General features: G+C 61.1%; 16 protein-coding genes. 6 read left to right on the forward strand and 10 right to left on the reverse strand.

Annotated elements, in window-relative coordinates:
• Positions 1 to 203: 203 nt before the first annotated feature.
• Positions 204 to 1,169 (reverse strand): DUF2182 domain-containing protein, encoded by a 966-nt coding sequence (locus BUA94_RS22635; RefSeq protein ID WP_208980210.1) that lies wholly within the window; start codon positions 1,167 to 1,169, stop codon positions 204 to 206.
• A 220-nt stretch (positions 1,170 to 1,389) separates the two neighbouring features.
• Between BUA94_RS22635 and BUA94_RS22640 the strand changes: the two genes are divergently transcribed.
• Positions 1,390 to 2,634: a UbiH/UbiF family hydroxylase gene (locus BUA94_RS22640; protein WP_073015683.1), complete on the forward strand. Its 1,245-nt coding sequence runs from the start codon at positions 1,390 to 1,392 to the stop codon at positions 2,632 to 2,634.
• A gap of 25 nt (positions 2,635 to 2,659) precedes the next feature.
• Here BUA94_RS22640 and BUA94_RS22645 read toward each other — a convergent pair whose 3' ends face one another.
• Complete coding sequence (locus tag BUA94_RS22645) at positions 2,660 to 3,733, reverse strand: CaiB/BaiF CoA transferase family protein (protein ID WP_175558114.1); 1,074 nt, start codon at positions 3,731 to 3,733, stop codon at positions 2,660 to 2,662.
• Between the two features lie 19 nt (positions 3,734 to 3,752).
• Positions 3,753 to 4,709 (reverse strand): AEC family transporter, encoded by a 957-nt coding sequence (locus tag BUA94_RS22650; RefSeq protein ID WP_073015728.1) that lies wholly within the window; start codon positions 4,707 to 4,709, stop codon positions 3,753 to 3,755.
• A 235-nt stretch (positions 4,710 to 4,944) separates the two neighbouring features.
• Between BUA94_RS22650 and BUA94_RS22655 the strand changes: the two genes are divergently transcribed.
• The 3 genes from BUA94_RS22655 (at position 4,945) to hspQ (ending at position 7,420) form a co-directional block, all read left to right on the forward strand.
• The gene (locus BUA94_RS22655; protein WP_208980211.1) at positions 4,945 to 5,811 is read left to right on the forward strand and encodes a lysophospholipid acyltransferase family protein; all 867 of its coding nucleotides are present in this window, start codon (positions 4,945 to 4,947) and stop codon (positions 5,809 to 5,811) included.
• A 128-nt stretch (positions 5,812 to 5,939) separates the two neighbouring features.
• On the forward strand, positions 5,940 to 6,983 hold the full coding sequence (locus BUA94_RS22660) for an HpcH/HpaI aldolase/citrate lyase family protein (RefSeq protein WP_073015687.1): 1,044 nt from the start codon (positions 5,940 to 5,942) through the stop codon (positions 6,981 to 6,983).
• 113 nt (positions 6,984 to 7,096) lie between these two features.
• Positions 7,097 to 7,420: a heat shock protein HspQ gene (hspQ, locus tag BUA94_RS22665; protein ID WP_073015689.1), complete on the forward strand. Its 324-nt coding sequence runs from the start codon at positions 7,097 to 7,099 to the stop codon at positions 7,418 to 7,420.
• Positions 7,421 to 7,492: 72 nt separating this feature from the next.
• Here the strand turns inward: hspQ and BUA94_RS22670 are convergent, their stop codons facing one another.
• The 4 genes from BUA94_RS22670 to BUA94_RS22685 all read right to left on the reverse strand — a co-directional run bounded on the left by BUA94_RS22670 (position 7,493) and on the right by BUA94_RS22685 (position 12,059).
• Entirely contained in the window at positions 7,493 to 8,716 is a 1,224-nt protein-coding gene (locus tag BUA94_RS22670) for an ABC transporter permease (RefSeq protein WP_073015691.1), read from the reverse strand.
• Positions 8,713 to 9,636, reverse strand: coding sequence for an ABC transporter permease (locus BUA94_RS22675; protein ID WP_084082207.1), 924 nt, complete (start codon positions 9,634 to 9,636; stop codon positions 8,713 to 8,715). Before BUA94_RS22675 ends, BUA94_RS22670 begins: the two co-directional genes overlap by 4 nt.
• A gap of 3 nt (positions 9,637 to 9,639) precedes the next feature.
• Positions 9,640 to 10,734, reverse strand: coding sequence for an ABC transporter ATP-binding protein (locus BUA94_RS22680; protein WP_073015693.1), 1,095 nt, complete (start codon positions 10,732 to 10,734; stop codon positions 9,640 to 9,642).
• A gap of 185 nt (positions 10,735 to 10,919) precedes the next feature.
• On the reverse strand, positions 10,920 to 12,059 hold the full coding sequence (locus tag BUA94_RS22685; RefSeq protein WP_073015694.1) for an ABC transporter substrate-binding protein: 1,140 nt from the start codon (positions 12,057 to 12,059) through the stop codon (positions 10,920 to 10,922).
• A 262-nt stretch (positions 12,060 to 12,321) separates the two neighbouring features.
• On the opposite strand from BUA94_RS22685, the gene BUA94_RS22690 reads away from it, so the two are divergent.
• Positions 12,322 to 13,854: an aminotransferase-like domain-containing protein gene (locus BUA94_RS22690; protein WP_073015732.1), complete on the forward strand. Its 1,533-nt coding sequence runs from the start codon at positions 12,322 to 12,324 to the stop codon at positions 13,852 to 13,854.
• Between the two features lie 310 nt (positions 13,855 to 14,164).
• Here the strand turns inward: BUA94_RS22690 and BUA94_RS22695 are convergent, their stop codons facing one another.
• On the reverse strand, positions 14,165 to 15,481 hold the full coding sequence (locus BUA94_RS22695; RefSeq protein WP_208980212.1) for an omega-aminotransferase AptA: 1,317 nt from the start codon (positions 15,479 to 15,481) through the stop codon (positions 14,165 to 14,167).
• 394 nt (positions 15,482 to 15,875) lie between these two features.
• Here BUA94_RS22695 and BUA94_RS22700 point away from each other — a divergent pair, with 394 nt between their 5' ends.
• Positions 15,876 to 16,631, forward strand: a complete 756-nt coding sequence (locus BUA94_RS22700; protein ID WP_073015696.1) for an SDR family NAD(P)-dependent oxidoreductase — start codon at positions 15,876 to 15,878, stop codon at positions 16,629 to 16,631.
• Between the two features lie 2 nt (positions 16,632 to 16,633).
• Here BUA94_RS22700 and BUA94_RS22705 read toward each other — a convergent pair whose 3' ends face one another.
• Together BUA94_RS22705 and BUA94_RS22710 are read right to left on the reverse strand one after the other, a co-directional pair.
• Positions 16,634 to 17,425, reverse strand: a complete 792-nt coding sequence (locus BUA94_RS22705; protein WP_073015736.1) for an ABC transporter permease — start codon at positions 17,423 to 17,425, stop codon at positions 16,634 to 16,636.
• A 32-nt stretch (positions 17,426 to 17,457) separates the two neighbouring features.
• Positions 17,458 to 18,216 (reverse strand): ABC transporter ATP-binding protein, encoded by a 759-nt coding sequence (locus tag BUA94_RS22710; protein ID WP_073015698.1) that lies wholly within the window; start codon positions 18,214 to 18,216, stop codon positions 17,458 to 17,460.
• Positions 18,217 to 18,229 lie beyond the last annotated feature (13 nt).

An 18,229-nucleotide genomic window follows, 5' to 3' on the forward strand; every position in this document is an offset into this window, starting at 1 on the left:
CGTTCCGGCGGCAAGGGGCGGAACGGAAGCCTTGGGAGGCTATTATTTCAATTTCACGACGGATTGAACAGGCTTTTTCGATTCCTGCCCGGCAAATGACGTTTTGACAGCGCAAACTTCGGAAAAATAACGAAGGAAACCTGCCTGAACGATGCCCCGATACTGCCATATGACTGGCGGCGGGTCTCTGCGGCAAAGTGTGATCAGCCCTGCGCCATCAGGATCAAGGCGCCAAGCCCCGTGCCCCAGACCAGAAACACGGCACCGGCGATGCGGTAGATCCAGCGGCTCGGCAGGCTCTTTTCAACGGCCATCAGGACGCCGAGCAAGGCGACCCAAAGCACATTCATGACACCGACGGCGAACATCACCGCCATGACGGCCCAGCAGCAGCCAAGACACGACAGTCCCTGGGTAATCCCCTCGCGAAACGCTCCATTGCGGGAGAAGGCAAAGCGGGGGTGCCAGCAGCGCACCAGACAGGACTGCTTGGCAGGCGTGAACTGATAGATCCCGGCCGCGACCAGAACGCTGGCAGACAGGGCCAGGGACACGGGGGCCATCATCGGACCGAGGGCGCCGAGCAAGGTCAGCAGCCACTGCACCAGCGTCGCCGCCACCGCATAACCGGTCCAGACAAAGAGATAGCCACCGGCCGCCAGAAGGGTCTGTCCGGTCAGATGTCCGGAACCGACGAGAGGAGCCTGTTCCCGCATGAAGGCTCGGAGCATCGGGATGGCCGTCGGGATCATCATCGCAAGGGCCATCATGAACCACATGGTGAAGACCTTGAGACCGTCAGCAAGGGTCCAGCGGGCGGAGGGCATGCCGAAGGTCGAGGCAGATTCGGGAAGACACAACGCTGCAATCGCGGCACGCACTTCGTCAGGAAGTCCTGCCAGATTGTTGAAATAGTTGAGCAAGCCCATTCCCGGCCCGGCTTCGCTCATATCCATGGCCGGAACCATGTCGGCAATCATCGCCCCAAGATAGAGCCAGCCTGTGACCGTCAGCCCCCCAAGACAGACGAGAACCAGAGGCCAGCCGCGCGGACTGGTCTCCAGGGCATCCGCCAATGTCTGTTTCGGCTGAACCTCTGCCACATTCATGTCCTTGAGCATCGATTGCTGATCCGCCGCGACCCTGAGCCTCAAAGGGGGCAGCACCATGGCTGACAACGCCCCTCTGTCGAAGATCCTGATAAGGGGGCCATGATAAGCTTGGGCGCATTGATCTGCATCAGAACAAATGACCTTGACCTGCGGCATTGAACCGCGCAAGAGCGGCGCATGGTCTGGCAGGGCAATCTTGCAATTCCTGCCGGACTGCCCATTCTTGAAAGCGATTTGCCGCGCACCCTCGCGGCCAGGAAACAGGACGGAGTGCCCCATGACCGGAACCGGAACGTCAGCAGCAACGGCTGAGCAGACTTTCGACATTCTGGTGATCGGTGCTGGTCCTTCCGGACTGACCGCTGCCCTGACCGCAGCACAAGCCGGATACCGGACCGCACTCGTTGCGCCGGGCGTGAATTTCACTGATGGGCGCACAACGGCGCTTCTGCAGGCCTCCACCGACTTCCTGTCCGGCATCGGCGTCTGGGAAAAGCTGCTGCCCCTGTCGGCTCCCCTGATCCGAATGCGCATGGTGGATGCCACCGGCCGCCTGATCCGTGCGCCGGAAGTCACCTTCGACAGCGCGGAACTGGACCTCGATGCCTTCGGCTACAATCTGCGCAACCGGGACCTGAACCGGGTGCTGGAAGAGGCGGCAAGGGCAGAGCCGAATGTCACCTTCATCGAGGCCACCGCTTCCGGCTTCGTGTTTGGCGACACGTTCGCGCAGATCACAACAACCGATGGCCAGCAGATTTCTGCAAGGCTTTGTGTTGCCGCCGATGGCCGCAAGTCCCTCGCCCGGGAAGCTGCCGGTATCGGCGTGAACCGCTGGGACTATCCGCAGGTGGCCGTGGTCATGAACCTTGCCCACACCCAGTCCCATCAAGACACATCAACCGAATTCCACCAGACGACCGGCCCTTTCACCCTTGTCCCCTTGCAGGGGCGCAATTCGTCGCTGGTCTGCGTTGAGACACCGGAAGGAGCAGAGCGACTCAGATCGATGCCTCGCCCTGAACTGGAACGCGAACTGGAACGGCGGGCCCATTCGATCCTCGGCAAGATGACAGTGGACGGCGATGTTCAAAGCTTCCCGCTCTCGGGACTTACCGCGAAAAGCGTGTCCGGTCAGCGTCTTGCCCTGATCGGTGAAACCGCCCATGTCTTCCCGCCGATTGGCGCGCAAGGCTTGAACCTCGGCCTTCGCGACGTTCAAAGCCTGGGCAAGCTGCTGGCGGAAGCCCGCGCACAGGATCTCGATCCGGGGTCGGAAGACCTTTTGGCGCGCTATGAGGCCGACCGGCGCACGGATATCGTCAGCCGGACGACCGCCGTTGACGCGCTCAACCGCTCGCTTCTGACCGATCTCCTGCCGGTTCAGGCCATGCGCAGCGCCGGGCTTTATCTGGCAAGCCGCGTCGGCCCGCTGCGCCGGCTGCTGATGCGTGAAGGCATCGCACCGGGCAAGTTCCCGAAGCCGAAGCTTTCCCTGCCGTTCAGGAAAGGTGCAGCCTGACCCAGGCTTGCGCCAGCGCTGAAGATCACGGCTGCTTGCGGAAATGGGAAGCGAGTGGCAGCGGCAAGGCCTCGATCGCCTCCCCGCCGACGTCCAATTGATGGGAAAACAGGTCTCTGGCGGCAATGGCAGGATCCTGCCGGGCCTCCTCCATAGTTGCCACGACACAGGCGCAGCAATCGGCGGCCGACAACAGGTCCTTCCAGTCTGAAGACGGTTTTGCGGCAAGAGCCCTTGCGATGGCGGCGGCACTGGCCTCCGGATCGGCGCGGTCATTGCGAAGACCCGGCTCGATTTCCAGAAGATCACAGAGCCCCTGCCAGAACTTTTCTTCCAGCGCCGCAACCGCGATCAGGCGGCCATCCCCCGCCGGATAGAGCCTGTATCTCGGACTGCCGCCGCACAACAGCCCCTGCCCCCAGTCCGGCACCGGCTTTCCCGCTGCATGAAATGCATGGGCGAAGATGCCGAAGGTGAACATGCTGTCGGTCATGGAAATGTCGATGTGGCAGCCCTTGCCGGTCTTGGTCCGCTTCAGGATGGCCAGAAGAATGTTCGTCAACGCCGGAAAGGAGCCGCCGCCAATATCGGCAATCTGAGCGGGCGGCAGAACCGGATGCTTGGCCGAGCCGCAGGATTGGGCCAGAAGACCGCTCAAGGCCATGTAGTTGAGGTCATGCCCGGCGCTGGAGGCTCTCGGGCCTTCCTGTCCGAAGCCGGTGATCGAGCAATAAATCAGCCCTGGAAAGCGGGCAGAGAGGGTGTCATAGCCAAGCCCGAGCCGGTCCATGACACCGGGGCGGAATTGTTCGACAAGAATATCTGCGGTCTGAAGGAGTTCGAGTACGCGCCCGCGCGCAGCCTCGTCCTTCAGATCCAGCTCCAGACACTCCTTGCCGCGGTTGAGCTGCTCGAAGAGAACCGGCTTTCCCTTAACAAAGGGCGGAAAGCTGCGCATGTCCTCGCCGCCAGGCCGCTCCAGCTTGATCACCCTTGCACCGGCTTCGGCCAGCATCAAGGTCGCCAGAGGACCGGGCAAAAGCGTGGTGAAGTCCAGGACGGTCAGGCCCTCAAGCGGCTGGATTTCGCTCTGCTGCAAGAAAGCCTCCCGGATATTTCTAGAGATTGAGGTGGAACAGATTGTGGGTCAGTGCCCAGATGAAGCCGGTCACAGTGACCACCGACGCAATCGTGCCGATCAGCACGAAGCTCGAGGCCCGCTGAACATAGACGTTATATTGCTGGGCGATGACGAAGACATTGGTCGCAGGAGGCAGGCAGGCCATGAGAATGGCCGTTCCAACCCAGATCGGGTCAAAGCCGCCAATCCAGGACAGAAGCAGGAACACCAGCAGCGGATGGACCAGCAGCTTGACCACCAGAACGGCGGGCAGCTCCAGCGGGATCCGGTTGGCCGGGCGCAGGGCAACGCTGACCCCCATGGCAAAGAGCGCGCAAGGCGCGGCCGCGCCGCTGAGATATTTCAGCATGGTGTCAATGGCGGTGGGCGGACGGAAGCCGATGGCAGCCGCCCCGACACCTGCAATCGTCGCCAGGATGAAGGGATGCGAGAAGACGCGCCAGACGATACGCTGCAGCGTCTTGGTGATCGGCTCCTTGTCGGTGCCACCAACGGCCATCATCAACGGTGCAAGAATGAAGAGCAGCGTGTTGTCGAAGCACAGGATCAGCGCGGTCGGCACGGTCGCAGCAGGTCCCAGCACGGCAAGCGTCAGGCCCGGGCCCATATAGCCGATGTTGGAATAGGCGCCCGCAATCCCAAGAACGGTTGATTCCGGAATATTGCCGCTGGTCGCCAGCACACCGATGCAGAAGGCGATGGCAAACACCGTGTAGGTCGTGAAGGTCGTCGCCGTCACGAAGGACAGATCCGTCAGCTGCTCGATCGGAGTTTCAGACAGAAGCCTGAAAAAAAGCGCCGGAAGCGCGATATAAACGATGAAGAAATTCATCCATGCCAGCCCCGCTTCCGGCAGTTTCCGGAATTTGCCCGCGGCAAAGCCCAGGAAGATCAGCCCAAAGAAGGGAAAGGCCAGCGCGATGACGTCCTGCATGAAGAATTCCAGATGGGTCTTGCGCCAGAAGCGCGGGGAACCGGCAGTAGACAAGCTTTCCCGGCGCAACGGGCGGCTTGCATACGACGGACAGCTTGGATAATCACGCCTAACCGTTTCACCCTCGAGGGTCAACGGCAGGTCTTACGAGATTGAGCCCTGTTCACCGGGCACTCACAAGGTCTGCTTCGGTCCGTTCGGTACTGACTGTCTTATGAAGCTGACAAAACGTCTCTTGAACTTTCGTTATCACGTTGAAGCCATTGGCTTGCGGACGGCCGTCTGGCTGTTCCGGCTGATCCCGGTCGATACTGCCTCTTGCCTGATGGGTTTCCTGTGGCGCAAGCTTGCGCCGCTCAACCCGCGTCACAAGCGGGCCCTGAGGCATCTGGAGCTGGCCCTGCCGGACACGAGCGCGGAAGAACGGGAGCGGATCGTCCTTGGCATGTGGGACAATCTGGGAAGGGTGGCCGCCGAAACCTTCCACATTCCGGAGCTCTTGAAACAGGACGAGCGCTTCGAGCTCGTCGCCGATGAGCTGACGGCAAAAGTCATTGCCGGGGAGCAGCCGATCGTTTTCGTCTCCATGCATTCGGGAAACTGGGAGCTTTGCGTCCAGCCGCCGACACGGGCGGGGATTTCCCTCGCCGGGGTCTATCAGGCGCTGAAGAACCCTTACGCCGACGAGCTGCTGCGCGACATGCGCAAGGACCTCTACAAGGCGGGGCTTTATTCCAAGGGGCACCAGACCGCCCGCAAGCTGGTCAGCATCGTGCGCGGCGGCGGCATCGTGGCCATCATGAGCGACCTGAGAGAAGTGCGCGGCATCCGCGTCCCCTTCTTTGGACGCGAAGCATATGCGACGCCGGTTCCCGCCAGCCTTGCCCGTTCCTGCGGTGTGCCGATCGTCGCAGGCCGCGTCATCCGCAAGGACGGCGTGAATTTCCAGATCGAGGGCCGCGGCATCACCGTGCCCCAGACCGATGACCGGCAGGCTGACATTCAGGCAGCGACTGAGGAAATTCACCGGGTTTTCGAAGGCTGGATTCGCGAATATCCAGAGCAGTGGATGTGGATCCACCGCAAATGGGCGGGAAGCTGAAAGGCGTCCTTGCTGCGCTGCCGGTCATTTTTTCGGGTCCTTAGGCTTCTCCTTTCGGCGGATAGTTGCACCGCAACAATCCGGCTATAGAGTGGGAAAGATCCAGTTCCCAGAGGAAGGACCGTGCCATGAAGACGCCCCGTGCCTTTTACCAGCCCCTCGCCATTGGCGCGCCCTCCCCGTATCGCGAGCTGCCGGTCGCCCTTGAGCGCATGATCCATTTCGTGCCACCGCATCTGGAAAAGCTGCGGGCAAAGGTGCCGGACCTGATTTCCAAGGTCGACGTGATCCTCGGCAATCTGGAAGACGCCATTCCGGCAGACGCCAAGATCGATGCGCGGCGTGGGTTCATCCGCATGGCCGAGGAAAACGACTTCGGCAAGACCGGGCTCTGGACACGCGTCAATTGCCTGAACAGCCCGTGGTTCCTCGATGATCTGATGGAGATTGTGCCTGCCGTCGGCAACAAGCTCGACGTCATCATGCTGCCCAAGGTCGAAGGCCCCTGGGACATTCATTACCTAGACCAGCTGCTGGCCCAGCTTGAGGCCCGCTCCGGCATCACCAAGCCGATCCTGATCCATGCCATTCTGGAAACCGCAGAAGGGGTGAAGAATGTCGAGGCCATCGCTGCGGCCAGCCCCCGCATGCATGGCATGAGCCTTGGCCCGGCGGACCTTGCCGCTTCCCGCGGCATGAAGACGACCCGTGTCGGCGGTGGTCACCCGGACTATTCCGTCCTCGCGGATGCTGCGGGCGAAGCCGCACCGCGCACCGCCTACCAGCAGGATCTCTGGCACTACACAGTTGCCAAGATGGTCGACGCCTGCCTCTCCTACGGCTTGAAGCCCTTCTATGGCCCCTTCGGCGACTTCTCCGATCCGGCCGCTTGCGAAAGCCAGTTCCGCAATGCCTTCCTGATGGGCTGCCTGGGCGCCTGGTCGCTGCATCCGAGCCAGATCGAACTGGCCAAGAAGGTCTTCAGCCCGGATCCGGCTGAAGTGGCCTTTGCCCTGAAGATCCTTGAAGCCATGCCGGATGGCACCGGCGCGGTGATGATCGACGGCAAGATGCAGGATGATGCCACCTGGAAACAGGCCAAGGTGATTGTCGACCTCGCCCGTCTCGTCGCCTCCAAAGATCCGGAACTTGCACAGGTTTACGGTCTTTAAGGATTCAGTATAATAGTTTGTCGGTAAAGGAAGGAACTGCCTCACGTGCCCTGAAAGGGCGTGCTGCCCGCCAAGACCGATGGCCTGACGGGCTGGCAGAACAGGTAAGTCGAATGCGTACGGCGAAGTTCAGAATTGGTCAGGTCGTGCGGCACCGGGTCTACCCGTTCCGCGGGGTGATCTTTGACGTGGATCCGACCTTCAGCAACACCGAGGAATGGTGGGCTGCCATTCCGGAAGAGGTTCGGCCGTTGCGCGACCAGCCCTTCTATCACCTTCTCGCCGAGAACGAAGAAACCGAATATGTCGCCTATGTGAGCGAGCAAAATCTCGTTCCGGATCTGACCGGCGAACCGATCCGCCATCCCCAGCTCCTCGAGATCTTCGAGGAAAGCACCGACGGCACCTATACGCCCCGTTCGGTCGAGATCCACTAGACACAAGATCCTTGAAATCCAATCGAACAGCATCCTGGCAGGCCTTGAGCCCGCCAGGTGATGGGTCGTGGCTCAGTTCGGCTTCAAGCTGCCGGGCGCAAAGGCACCGCCGAAGCCGGAGGGGGTCTTGGGCGTTGCAGGTGCAGCAGGGGCTGGCGCAGACCCGGGCGCAAGGCTTCCCGGATTGAAGGCACCGCCAAAGCTGGAGGGCGCCGGGCCGGAGGATGGCGCGGCAGGAGCAGGTGTTGCCGCCTTCTGGGCCCTGATGCGCTCGCGCTGTTCTTCCAGAAGCTTTTCCTGAAGCGCCCGCTTGTCGTCGAGGATCTGCTGCTTGCAGGCCCGGGCGTCATGCTGGCTGGCCTTGTAGGCAAGCCCCCCGCCCATTGCCACCAGAAGCACCAGCACCATGACCGGATGGGCCAGGACGCTCAGCACCGGATTGCCATAGACCTTTGACCGGGCCGCCTGCCCTGTCCGCATGACTTCCGCCCGGCGGGTATGAGCTTCATGCACCATCGCGCCGATCAGCGTGACCGCAATGATGATCACGGCGAGCGCGGACAACGAGGGATCCGTGCCGTGGCGCACCTTCGAGGCAAGAGTGGTGGTGAAGGTGTTGCCGGACAGGATCGTGAACACTGTCGTGTTGTAGTTCTCGAAGGACGCCAGCAGCGTCAGGAAGGCTGCTGATCCGATCGCGGGAGACAGGAACGGCAGAAGGATCTTACGGAAGGCCTGACCGGGCGTTGCCCCAAGGTCCAGAGCAGCTTCCGTCAAGGTCGGGTCGAAGCGCTGCAGCCGTGCCAGAAACACCAGCATAGCATAGGCGGCAATGAAGGTGACCTGACCTGCCAGCGTCAGGAACATGCCATCAAAGAAGATCGAGCCGTAGTCCGCCCCGACAGAGCGGCCAAGCCCGCCCCAGAAGACGATGGTTGAGATGCCGAGCACGACGCCCGGAATGAGGATCGGCGTGATCAGGACCGTATAGAGCGCGGCACGAACCTTTGGGCCGACTTCCGACAAGGCCAGGGCACCCGCCAATCCGACCGGAACCGAAATGGCCACAACGCCAACGCCAATGATGACGCTGTTGACGAGGCCAGCCATCAGCCGCTCATTGCCGAAGAGTTCATCGAACCACTCAGTGGTGAAACACTCCCAGGGCGTGATGCGCGGGAAGGACGAGGAATTGAAGGCCGTGATCACCATGATGATCAGCGGACCAAAGAGGAAGGCGAAGAACAGCAGGGAATATCCCGCTGCGATGGCGCCGCCGCCAGTGCCCTTGTTCATCGTCCGATCTCCCCGATGGATACCTTGAAGACCCGCATCAGCATCATGACAAAGCCGATACAGACGAGGAGCAGGATCACCGCATAGGCAGACCCGCGCTGCCAATTGGCCGATTCATTGAACCACTGGTAGATGAGCTGGGTGAACCAGAGATTGGAGGGACCGCCGAGGATCTGCGGGGCAGCCAGCGCGCCTGCGGTCAGCATGAAGACCATTGTCGCACCGGAGGCAATGCCCGGCTTGGCGATGGGCAGCACCACCCGCCAATGCACCCTCCACCAGCTCGCGCCCATGTCGCGGGCCGCCTCGATCTGGTTCCGGTCAAGCGCCTCGACGGCGTTGAAGATCGGAAACACCATCAGGAGGATATAGGCGTAGGTCAGGCCGGAATAGAGCGCCACATCGGCCCGGATGAAGTCGATCGGCTGATCCCAGAACCCGGCGCCCATGCCAATCGAGTTGATCAGGCCGGTGGCTCCGAACAGCACGCGGAAGGCAAAGGCACGCAGAATCTCGTTGACCCAGAAGGGCACGATCAGGCCGATGACCATCAGCCTTGCGGCAACGCCGGTCGCCGAATGCGCCAGGATATAGGCGATTGGATAGCAGATCAGGATATCGATCAGCGTGACGAAGACAGCCGCGACCAGGGTCTTGACCAGGATGCCGATATCCAGCGTGTTGAGCTGGCCGTCATTGCCGGAAAAGAAATAGGCGTAGTTGTCGAGCGTGTAGACATCCAGCGGACCACCGATGTCAGGCTTGGGCAGGTTGAGCCGGAACGAATAGTCCAGCATTGAGATCTGCGGCAGAACGATCAGGAACACCACCCAGATAAAGACGGCAACACCGATGAAACAGGCCGCACCGAGCCCATGTTTTGCGGCCATCGGCTGAAAGAGGGAACGCAGAGCCGTCATGGGTCACGCTCCCGCCAGCGGGCCGTGGGGCAGAACAGTCGCGTGGTCCGGATCAAACGCGCAGACCAGTGCCTGGCCATTCGCCAGGGCATCACTCGCGCCACGGTTGACCCGTGTGATACGCATGTCGATGCCATTCGCTTTGAGGAAGAGGATCCTGGCGCTGCCCTCGAACTCTTCCTTGACCACGGAAGCGGCAATCGTATTTGGCGCTTCGAGGCCGCTTTTCACCTCAAGCTGCTCCGGCCGGATGAAGAGATAGCAAGGATCGCCGTTCTTGTAGCGCCGTCCCCCCGCCGCCTTTCCCTGCAAGTGTCCGACCGGTGTCTCCAGTGTGACGATCTCTCCGGCCTGCAGCACCACCTTGCCCTCTATGGCATTGGTCTCGCCCACGAAGGAGGCCACAAAGGACGTCTTCGGGCGGTTATAAATGCTCTCCGGATCACCGATCTGTTCAATGACGCCAGAATTCATGACCGCCACCCGGTCGGACATGGTCAGGGCCTCGCCCTGGTCATGGGTGATGTAGATGAAGGTCAGTCCCACGCGCTGCTGGATGGCCCTGAGCTCCGTGCGCATGTGATGACGCAGTTTCAGGTCGAGTGCCGACAGCGGCTCATCGAGCAGCAGAATGTCCGGCTCAACCGCGAGCGCCCGGGCGATGGCCACGCGCTGACGCTGACCGCCGGACAATTCATGCACCTTCTTGTCGCCCACACCCGGCAGGGCGATCATGTCGAGCAACTCATCAGCGCGTTTGCGCCGCTGCTTCTTGGAGATGCCCCGGACCTCGAGCGGAAAGGCGATGTTGTCGGCAACCGACATCAGCGGAAACAGCGCCAGGTTCTGGAAGATCAGCGCCGTCGGCCGCTTGTTCGGCCCGACGCCCTTCATGTCCGAACCGCCAATCAGCACCCTGCCCTCGGTCGGCTCGGAAAACCCCGAAACGCAGCGCAGAAGCGTGGTCTTGCCGCAGCCCGATGGCCCCAGAAAGGAAAAGAACTCACCACCCCGAATGGTCAGATGCGCATTGTCGACGGCCGTATAGGAACCGAAACGGATGGATACATGATCCAACACGATGTCTTTTGTGGTCATGAAGCTCTCGTCATCTGGCCTTGGCGCGGGCCGCAGGAAAGGTCGTTGCATCGACCCGTTTCCGGCCGGCAGGCAATCCTGCACCCGGTCAATGGGATCGCGATCCTGCACTGCGGACACATGTTTCCCTTGGCCGGGCAGCGGACTGCCCGGCCGGGAGTTTCCAGTCAGATCAGGTCCAGCCGTCAGGCCGACATGAACTTGTTGGCGTATTCCGTCCGCTTTTCGGAATACCAGGGAGCTTCCGCAGGCCAGGCGTTGAGATTGGCCAGAGCTTCCCCCGGATAGGCATCGGCGAAGTTCTTCGCATAGACCTCGCCGCCGAATTCGGCAGCCCCAATGACCGGAGAGTTGTAGCCGTGGGTCTTGATGGCCTCGCCCGCAAGCTTGGCATCATAGGCTGCATCGATGAAGGCATAGATCTGGTCGATGTTCTTGGCGCCGGTCGGCATGGCCATACCGTCCACCCAGGCCATCGCCCCTTCCACAGGTGCCCGGTACATGACCGGTTCACCGGCAGTCTTGAGCGCCAGCGGCGGGCCGTCCCAGGTCTGGCCGACCACGACACCTTCATTGAGCAGACCGTTCTTCTGGGTATCTGCGTCGTTCCAAAGAAGCTTGATGTTCGGCTTCTTCTTGAGGGCGACCTCGATCAGCTTGGACCAGACTTCGTCCATCTTTTCCGGGGTTTCATAGGCAGCCCAGATGGATCCGGCCTCCATTTCGCCCCGGCGTTCAAGGCCGAGGCCGAGACCGAGCAGCATGGAATGGGCGCGGCCCATGGTCTTGCCCGCATTGGCTTCGTCCCAGACATCGTAATAGCTCGGGAACTCACCTGCCGGTGTGAAGGCATCCGTGCGCCAGGCGATGCCTTCCGTGCCCCAGATATGCGGCAGCCAGAAGGTGCCCTTGCCGTCGAAATTCCAATGGGTCTCCCCCAGAGCCATGGACGGATTGACCTTGTCGAGCGGAACCTTGGACATGTCGAAAGGCTGCAGCAGGCCCAGATCCTTCCACAGAAGGTTCCGGTTCACCGTCGGCGAGACGATATCGAAGCCCTCGCCATTGGTGGCCTTGAGCTTGTTGATGATCTCGTCATTGGAGCCGATGCCGGTGAAATTGATCTTGATGCCGGTCTTTTCCGTGAAGCCGTTGACGAAGCTTTCCGGCAGATAGTCCGACCACATCATGATGTTGATTTCACCGGAAGACGCCAGAACGCTCGAGCTGACGATTGCGGGCATGGCAAGGCCTGCACCCGCAGCTGCGGAGGTCTTCAAGAATTGACGCCTGCTGGGCACGAAGCCCTTGAGTGTACCTGTCATGACATTCCCCTGTTCCGCCTGGAGACCCCAAGCTGTTCGCAATCTGGAACGGAACCGGCCGCGTTTATGGTGGATGCTGATGTGCTCCTCGGGTCCGGTTCCCGCTTTCATTCGAGACTATTGCGGCGCAAAAACCGACCTTAGAGCCAGGGCTTGAAATCTATGGAGCCAGAATTGCCTTTTGGGTTTGCAATTCTAAAAAATAGGCAGATGATGATTGCAAGGGCCTGAAAGCGCCCAACAGCCGGTCACCGGGAACATCATGCTTGCCAGTTTTTTTGAAAAGCCGTTCGACCCCAACCGCCGCCTGCAGCATCAGATTCAGGAACGCTTGATCGAGGCGATCCTGGCTGGCGTCTGGCCTCTGCATGAGCCGCTGCCCGCCACCCGCGTCTTCGCAGCCAGATTCAAGGTCTCGCGAAACACGATTTCTCTGGTCTATGAACGCCTTGCTGCCGACGGCTATCTGATGCCCGTCAACCGCAGGGGCTATTTCATCAACGAGCGGGCCCTGCGCGAACAGCTGACCATCCGCCAGGATGCCAAGCTCAAGGACAGCCTGCCGACGGAAGCACGCCCTCTCGATCTGGAGGCAAAGCTCCGCTACCGGTTCACCGGCCAGAGCCACATCACCAAACCGAACGACTGGCGCCGCTTCGAGTTTCCCTTCGTCTATGGCCAGACCCTTGCGGACAAGACCTCGGTTACCCGCTGGCGCGATTGCGTGCGCCTGGCAGGCACCGCCCAGCATGCTCCCACATGGATCAGCGATCTGGTGGACCGGGACGATCCGATGCTGATCGACCAGATCATCCGCCGGGTCCTGCCGCAGCGCGGCTTCCGGGCCGCGCCCGAGAATATTCTCGTGACCATTGGCGCCCAGAATGCGGTCTATCTTGCCGCGAGCCTCTTCTGTTCGCCGGGGTCACGGGTCGACATCGAGGATCCGGGCTATGTGGATGCCCGCAACATCTTCCTGTCCCTTGGCGCCAGCCTGAAGGCCCACGGGGTGGACACGAACGGCATGCGGGTCACCGGTGCCCTGTCCGGAGCGGAGGTGGTCTATGTCACCCCCGGCCACCAGTCGCCGACCAATGTGACCATGTCCATGGAGCGGCGCCTGGCGCTGCTGGCAGCAGCGGACACACATGACTTCATCATCATTGAAGATGACTATGAGCATGAGCTGAATTTCGTCGGCGCACAGCGGCCAGCCTTGAAGAGCTTCGACCGGTCGGACCGGGTGATCCATATCGGCAGTCTGTCGAAGCCGCTGTTCCCGGGGCTTCGCCTGGGGTTTGTCGCGGCAAGTTCAGCCATTATCGAGGAAATGCGGGTGCTCCGGCGGCTGATGTACCGCCATCCTCCGGCACAGGATCAAAGGGCGATGGCCCTGTTTCTTGCCGAAGGCCACTACGACGCCCACATCCGCCGCCAGCGGAAGGACCTTTCAGGCAAATGGCGGCGCGTGTTTCAGGAGGTCGACAGGCTTCTGCCCATGTGCGCAGTCACCCAGACCACCGGTGGATCGGCCGTATGGCTGCAGCTTCCGGCCGATCTTCCAGCCAGAGACCTACAGGCCGAGGCCGCCCGCAATGGCGTTCTGGTCGAGGCCGGAGACATCCACTTCCTGGATCAGGCCCCGCCGAAGAACTGCATCCGCCTCGGTTTTGGTGCCGTGAGCCTGGACCAGATCACACCCGGCCTTGAGCGGCTGGCGCAAGTCATCACCCGGATGCTCGCAGCAAGACGACCAGGCCCGCCTTCCCGCCGCCCGGCCGTTGCCATTGCCTAGACTTTGATTTCATCCAACTGACAGCATCCGAAGAATGTATCCGCTCCCAATTGAAGGCCATTCAACCGGGTCCCGCCTGTCCTTGCATTCGTCTCTTATGAGCTGACACACTTCGCCTCTCGGCCGTCATCCTCGGGCTTGACCCGAGGATCCATGCCGTTTCGGCTCCTCAAATTGAAGTGGTCGATCGGTCTACGGTCTCGGCATGGATGCGATGGTCAAGCCATGGCATGACGGAGGAGAGGTATTGCCAGCCGACTGAAGCGGGCATCGTGCAGGAAAGGAAAGAGCCAGCAGAAAAATTGCCTCTTCAGAGATCCGACGCGCCCAGAACCTTGCGCAGCACGTCCACCATGGCGGCCAGATCATCTTCCGTGCTGACGAGTGCCGGGGCGAAGATCAGCGCATCGCCGGTAGCCTTTACATGCAGGCCTTCAGCGAAGAGACGGCGCTGGACGATCGATCCCTTCGCTCCAGGCGTGTCGCCCGGCGTCAACTGAATGCCGGACATCATGCCATAGCCGCGAAGGTCCGAGACCTGCGGCAGGTTGCGCAAGGAAAACACGCCGTCCAGAAACACCTCGGACAAGGCCTTGCCGTGCTCGAACAACTTGTCATCCTCGTAGATCTTCAGCGTGGCCAGGGCCGCAGCGCAGGCAACCGGATGAGCCGAATAGGTATAGCCATGCATCAGCTCCGGCCGGTCGGCCTGCACCGAGGAAATCACAGCTTCCTGGATCTCACGCTTGACCGCGACAGCACTCATCGGGATGGCCCCGTTGGTCAGCGCCTTGGCCATGGTCATGACATCCGGCGTCACACCGAATTCCTGAGAGGCAAAGGCTGACCCAGTGCGGCCGAAACCCGTGATCACTTCGTCAAAGACCAGAAGAATTCCATATTTATCAGCGATTTCTCGAAGCTTGTTGAGGTATCCTTTTGGCGGCACGACCGTCCCGATGGACCCGGCAATCGGCTCAACGAAAACAGCTGCGATGGTCTCCGGACCGTAGGTCTTGCAGATCTCCTCAAGGTCCAGCGCCAGATCAGCGCCGTCTTCCGGCTGGCCCTTGGTGAAGCGCTGCTCCTCGTTCCAGGTGTGGCGCATGTGAACGACATCACAGGTCACCCCGCCAAAATCACGCCGGTTTCCGACCATGCCCGCCAGCGATGTACCGCCCAGATTGACGCCGTGATAGCCCCAGGCGCGGGAGACGAACTTGGTGCGCTGCGGTTCCCCCTTGGCCTTGTGATAGGCCAGACAGATCTTCATGGCACTGTCGACCGCCTCGGATCCCGAAGAGGCAAAGAACACCCGGTCCAGACCTTCGGGCAGAATTCCGGCCAGCTTCTCCGCCAGCTTGAACGAGATGGGAGCCGCCCTCTGGAAATGAGGCGTGTAGTCCAGCTCCTGGATTTGGGCATAGACGGCCTCGGCAATCTCCTGGCGGCCATGACCCGCGGCACAGGTGAACAGCCCTGAGGATCCATCCAGGATTTCCCTGCCCTCCGGCGTCCAGTACCTGACGCCCTTGGCCTTTTGGAACATCTGCGGCTCCGCATGGAACAGCTTGTTGTTGGTGAAAGGCAGCCAGTGATGGTCCATGGAGAAAGACATATCGTTCATCGGAATGTGTCCCTGAAGACGGAAAGATCCTCCAACCCATAGAAGCGAAGCGGCAACAGGACTTAGAGCCAGTGACGACATTCATGAGGGCCAGGCGCCGGATTTCGGCCCTGAGGCTTTGCCGGACGGCAGGGCGGGCGCTAGTCTTTGGTGCAGCGCCTTGGAAGCGGACGTAAAACTTGGACAGGTCAACAAACTCATCCTTCGTCATCCCGGACGCGCGGAGCGCGAGCCGGGACCGGAGAGCCAGAAAGCCGTCTGTTTCATCCTTTTGTCTGCGAAAAGCCTGGGGCTCACCGGTCCCGGATCTTCGCTTCGCTGCGTCCGGGAAGACACCTTAGATTTCTATCTCCTACGCCTCCCCAACCCCATAGCCCTTCACTCAGGAGCCTCCATGACGACCGGAACCATTCTCATCACAGGCGCGACCTCCGGATTCGGACAGGCCACCGCCCGGCTATTTGCCCGGAACGGCTGGAACGTGATTGGCACAGGACGGCGGCAGGAGCGGCTGGACGAACTGGGGGCTGAGCTGGGCAGCAGCTTTCTAGGGCTGGTCTTCAACATCACGGACGAAACGGCCATGAAACGGGAACTCGCAAGACTGGAGGCGCCCTTTTCCAATATCGACGTTCTGGTCAACAACGCGGGTCTGGCGCTGGGCACGGCTTCGGCGCCCAACACAAAGCTCTCCGACTGGAAGACCATGATCGACACCAATGTCACTGGTCTCGTCACCATCACCGACGCCCTGTTGCCGGTGCTGATCGAGCGCAAAGGCGTGATCGTCAATATTTCCTCGATTGCCGCAAGCTGGCCCTATCCCGGCGGCAATGTCTATGGCGGCACGAAGGCCTTCCTGCGCCAGTTCTCGCTTGGCCTTCGCTCGGATCTTCATGGCAAGGGTGTCCGCGTCACCTCTATCGAACCCGGCCTGTGCGAAAGCGAGTTCACCCTGGTGCGCACCGGCGGCGACAAGGCCGCCTATGATGCGCTTTATGGCGGGGCGCACGCGATCCAGCCCGAGGACATCGCGAACACGGTCTATTGGGTGGCAACCCAGCCCAAGCACATCAACATCAACGCACTGGAAGTCATGCCTGTCAGCCAGTCCTGGGCCGGGTGGCAGATCGCCCGCAGCCAGAGCTAGCCTTACCCCTTGCCCCGGATCATGCCCCGAGCCGGATCGTAGCCAATCAGGGCACCGGCAAAAAACACGGCAAAGGCACCACAGACCCAGACCAGAGCCATGCCGTTGAACTGTCCGTAGAGCGAAAAACGGATCAGTTCGACCGCATGGGTGAAGGGGTTCAGAGCACAGATATCGCGAAGGAGTGACGAGCTCTCCGCCATCTTCCAGAGGGGATAAAGGGCGCTGGACAGGAAGAACATCGGGAAGATAACGAAATTCATTACGCCGGCGAAATTCTCCAGCTGACTGATTGTCGAGGAGATCAGAAGACCGAGCGCACCCAGCATCAGGCCGCTGAGGACCAGCGCCGGCAGCACCAGGCCATAGCCCAGAGGCGGCATCTTGATGCCGAACAGGAACGCCACCACCAGGAACACGGCGACCTGAAGAATAGAGACCAGTGTGGAGGCGAGCAGCTTTGAAAAAAGCAGCCACCAGCGGGGCAAGGGACTGGTCAGAAGCAGGCGCATGGAGCCCATCTCCCGGTCATAGACAAGGGACAGGGACGACTGCATGCCATTGAACAGCTGGATCATGCCGCAGAGCCCCGGCACGATATAGACCTCATAGGTGATGTAGGTCTGATAGGGAGGGATGATCGACAGGCCAAGCGCTGCCCGGAACCCGGCGGCAAAGACCACCAGCCAGACCAGCGGACGAACCAGGGCCGCCAGAAACCGGCTGCGCTGGTTCAGGAACTTCAGGGCCTCGCGGGTGGTGATAGCCTGAAGCGCGACCACATAGGCCCCCATGCCCCTTGCCCTGTCGTTTGCCATGCCATTTGTCATCGCCCTGCCTCCGCACCTGTCAACACGGAGGGAGGGGGCGCTTCCCCTGAGGCCGTCAGCCGCACGAAGGCCTCGGTCAAACTGCCGCTTCCGGCAAGCTGCCCGGCCGTCTCCTGCGCCAGAACCCTGCCCTTGTTCAGCACAACGACTTCATCCTCTTCCCGGATCTCATCGACAAGATGGGTGGCCCAGAACACCAGGAGACCGCTGTCGGCCAGATCATGGACATGATCGGTGATGGCCGCCCTGCTCGGGGCGTCCAGTCCCACGGTCGGCTCATCCAGCAACAGGACGGCAGGCTCATGGATCAGGGCGCGGGCAATTTCCATCCGCCTGCGATGACCGCCATTGAGAGCCCGGACCTTTTCCCTGGCCCGCTCGGCCATGCCCAGACGCTCCAGTGCAGCGGCAGAGCGCATGCGGGCCTGCTTTCCGGATAGACCCTGAAGCCCGGCGAAATAGGCCAGATTGCGCTCAACGCTCATGTCGAGATCAAGTGTCGGCTGCTGAAAGACGACCCCAAGCCGGGCGAGCGCCTGGCGCGGCTCCCGGGCAATATCATGCCCTGCAATGCGGATCCGGCCCTCGCTCGTGACGAAGAGCCGGGTCAAAAGGTTGAACAGCGTCGACTTTCCGGCACCATTTGGTCCGAGCAGGGCACAGAAGCGCCCTGCCCCAAGCTCGATCGACACATGGTCCAGCGCCTTCCGGCTGCCATAACTGTAGCTGACATCCTCAACGGAAAAGACGCTCATTGACCCTGCTATC

It is taken from the genome of Roseibium suaedae (assembly GCF_900142725.1).
Lineage (GTDB): Bacteria > Pseudomonadota > Alphaproteobacteria > Rhizobiales > Stappiaceae > Roseibium > Roseibium suaedae.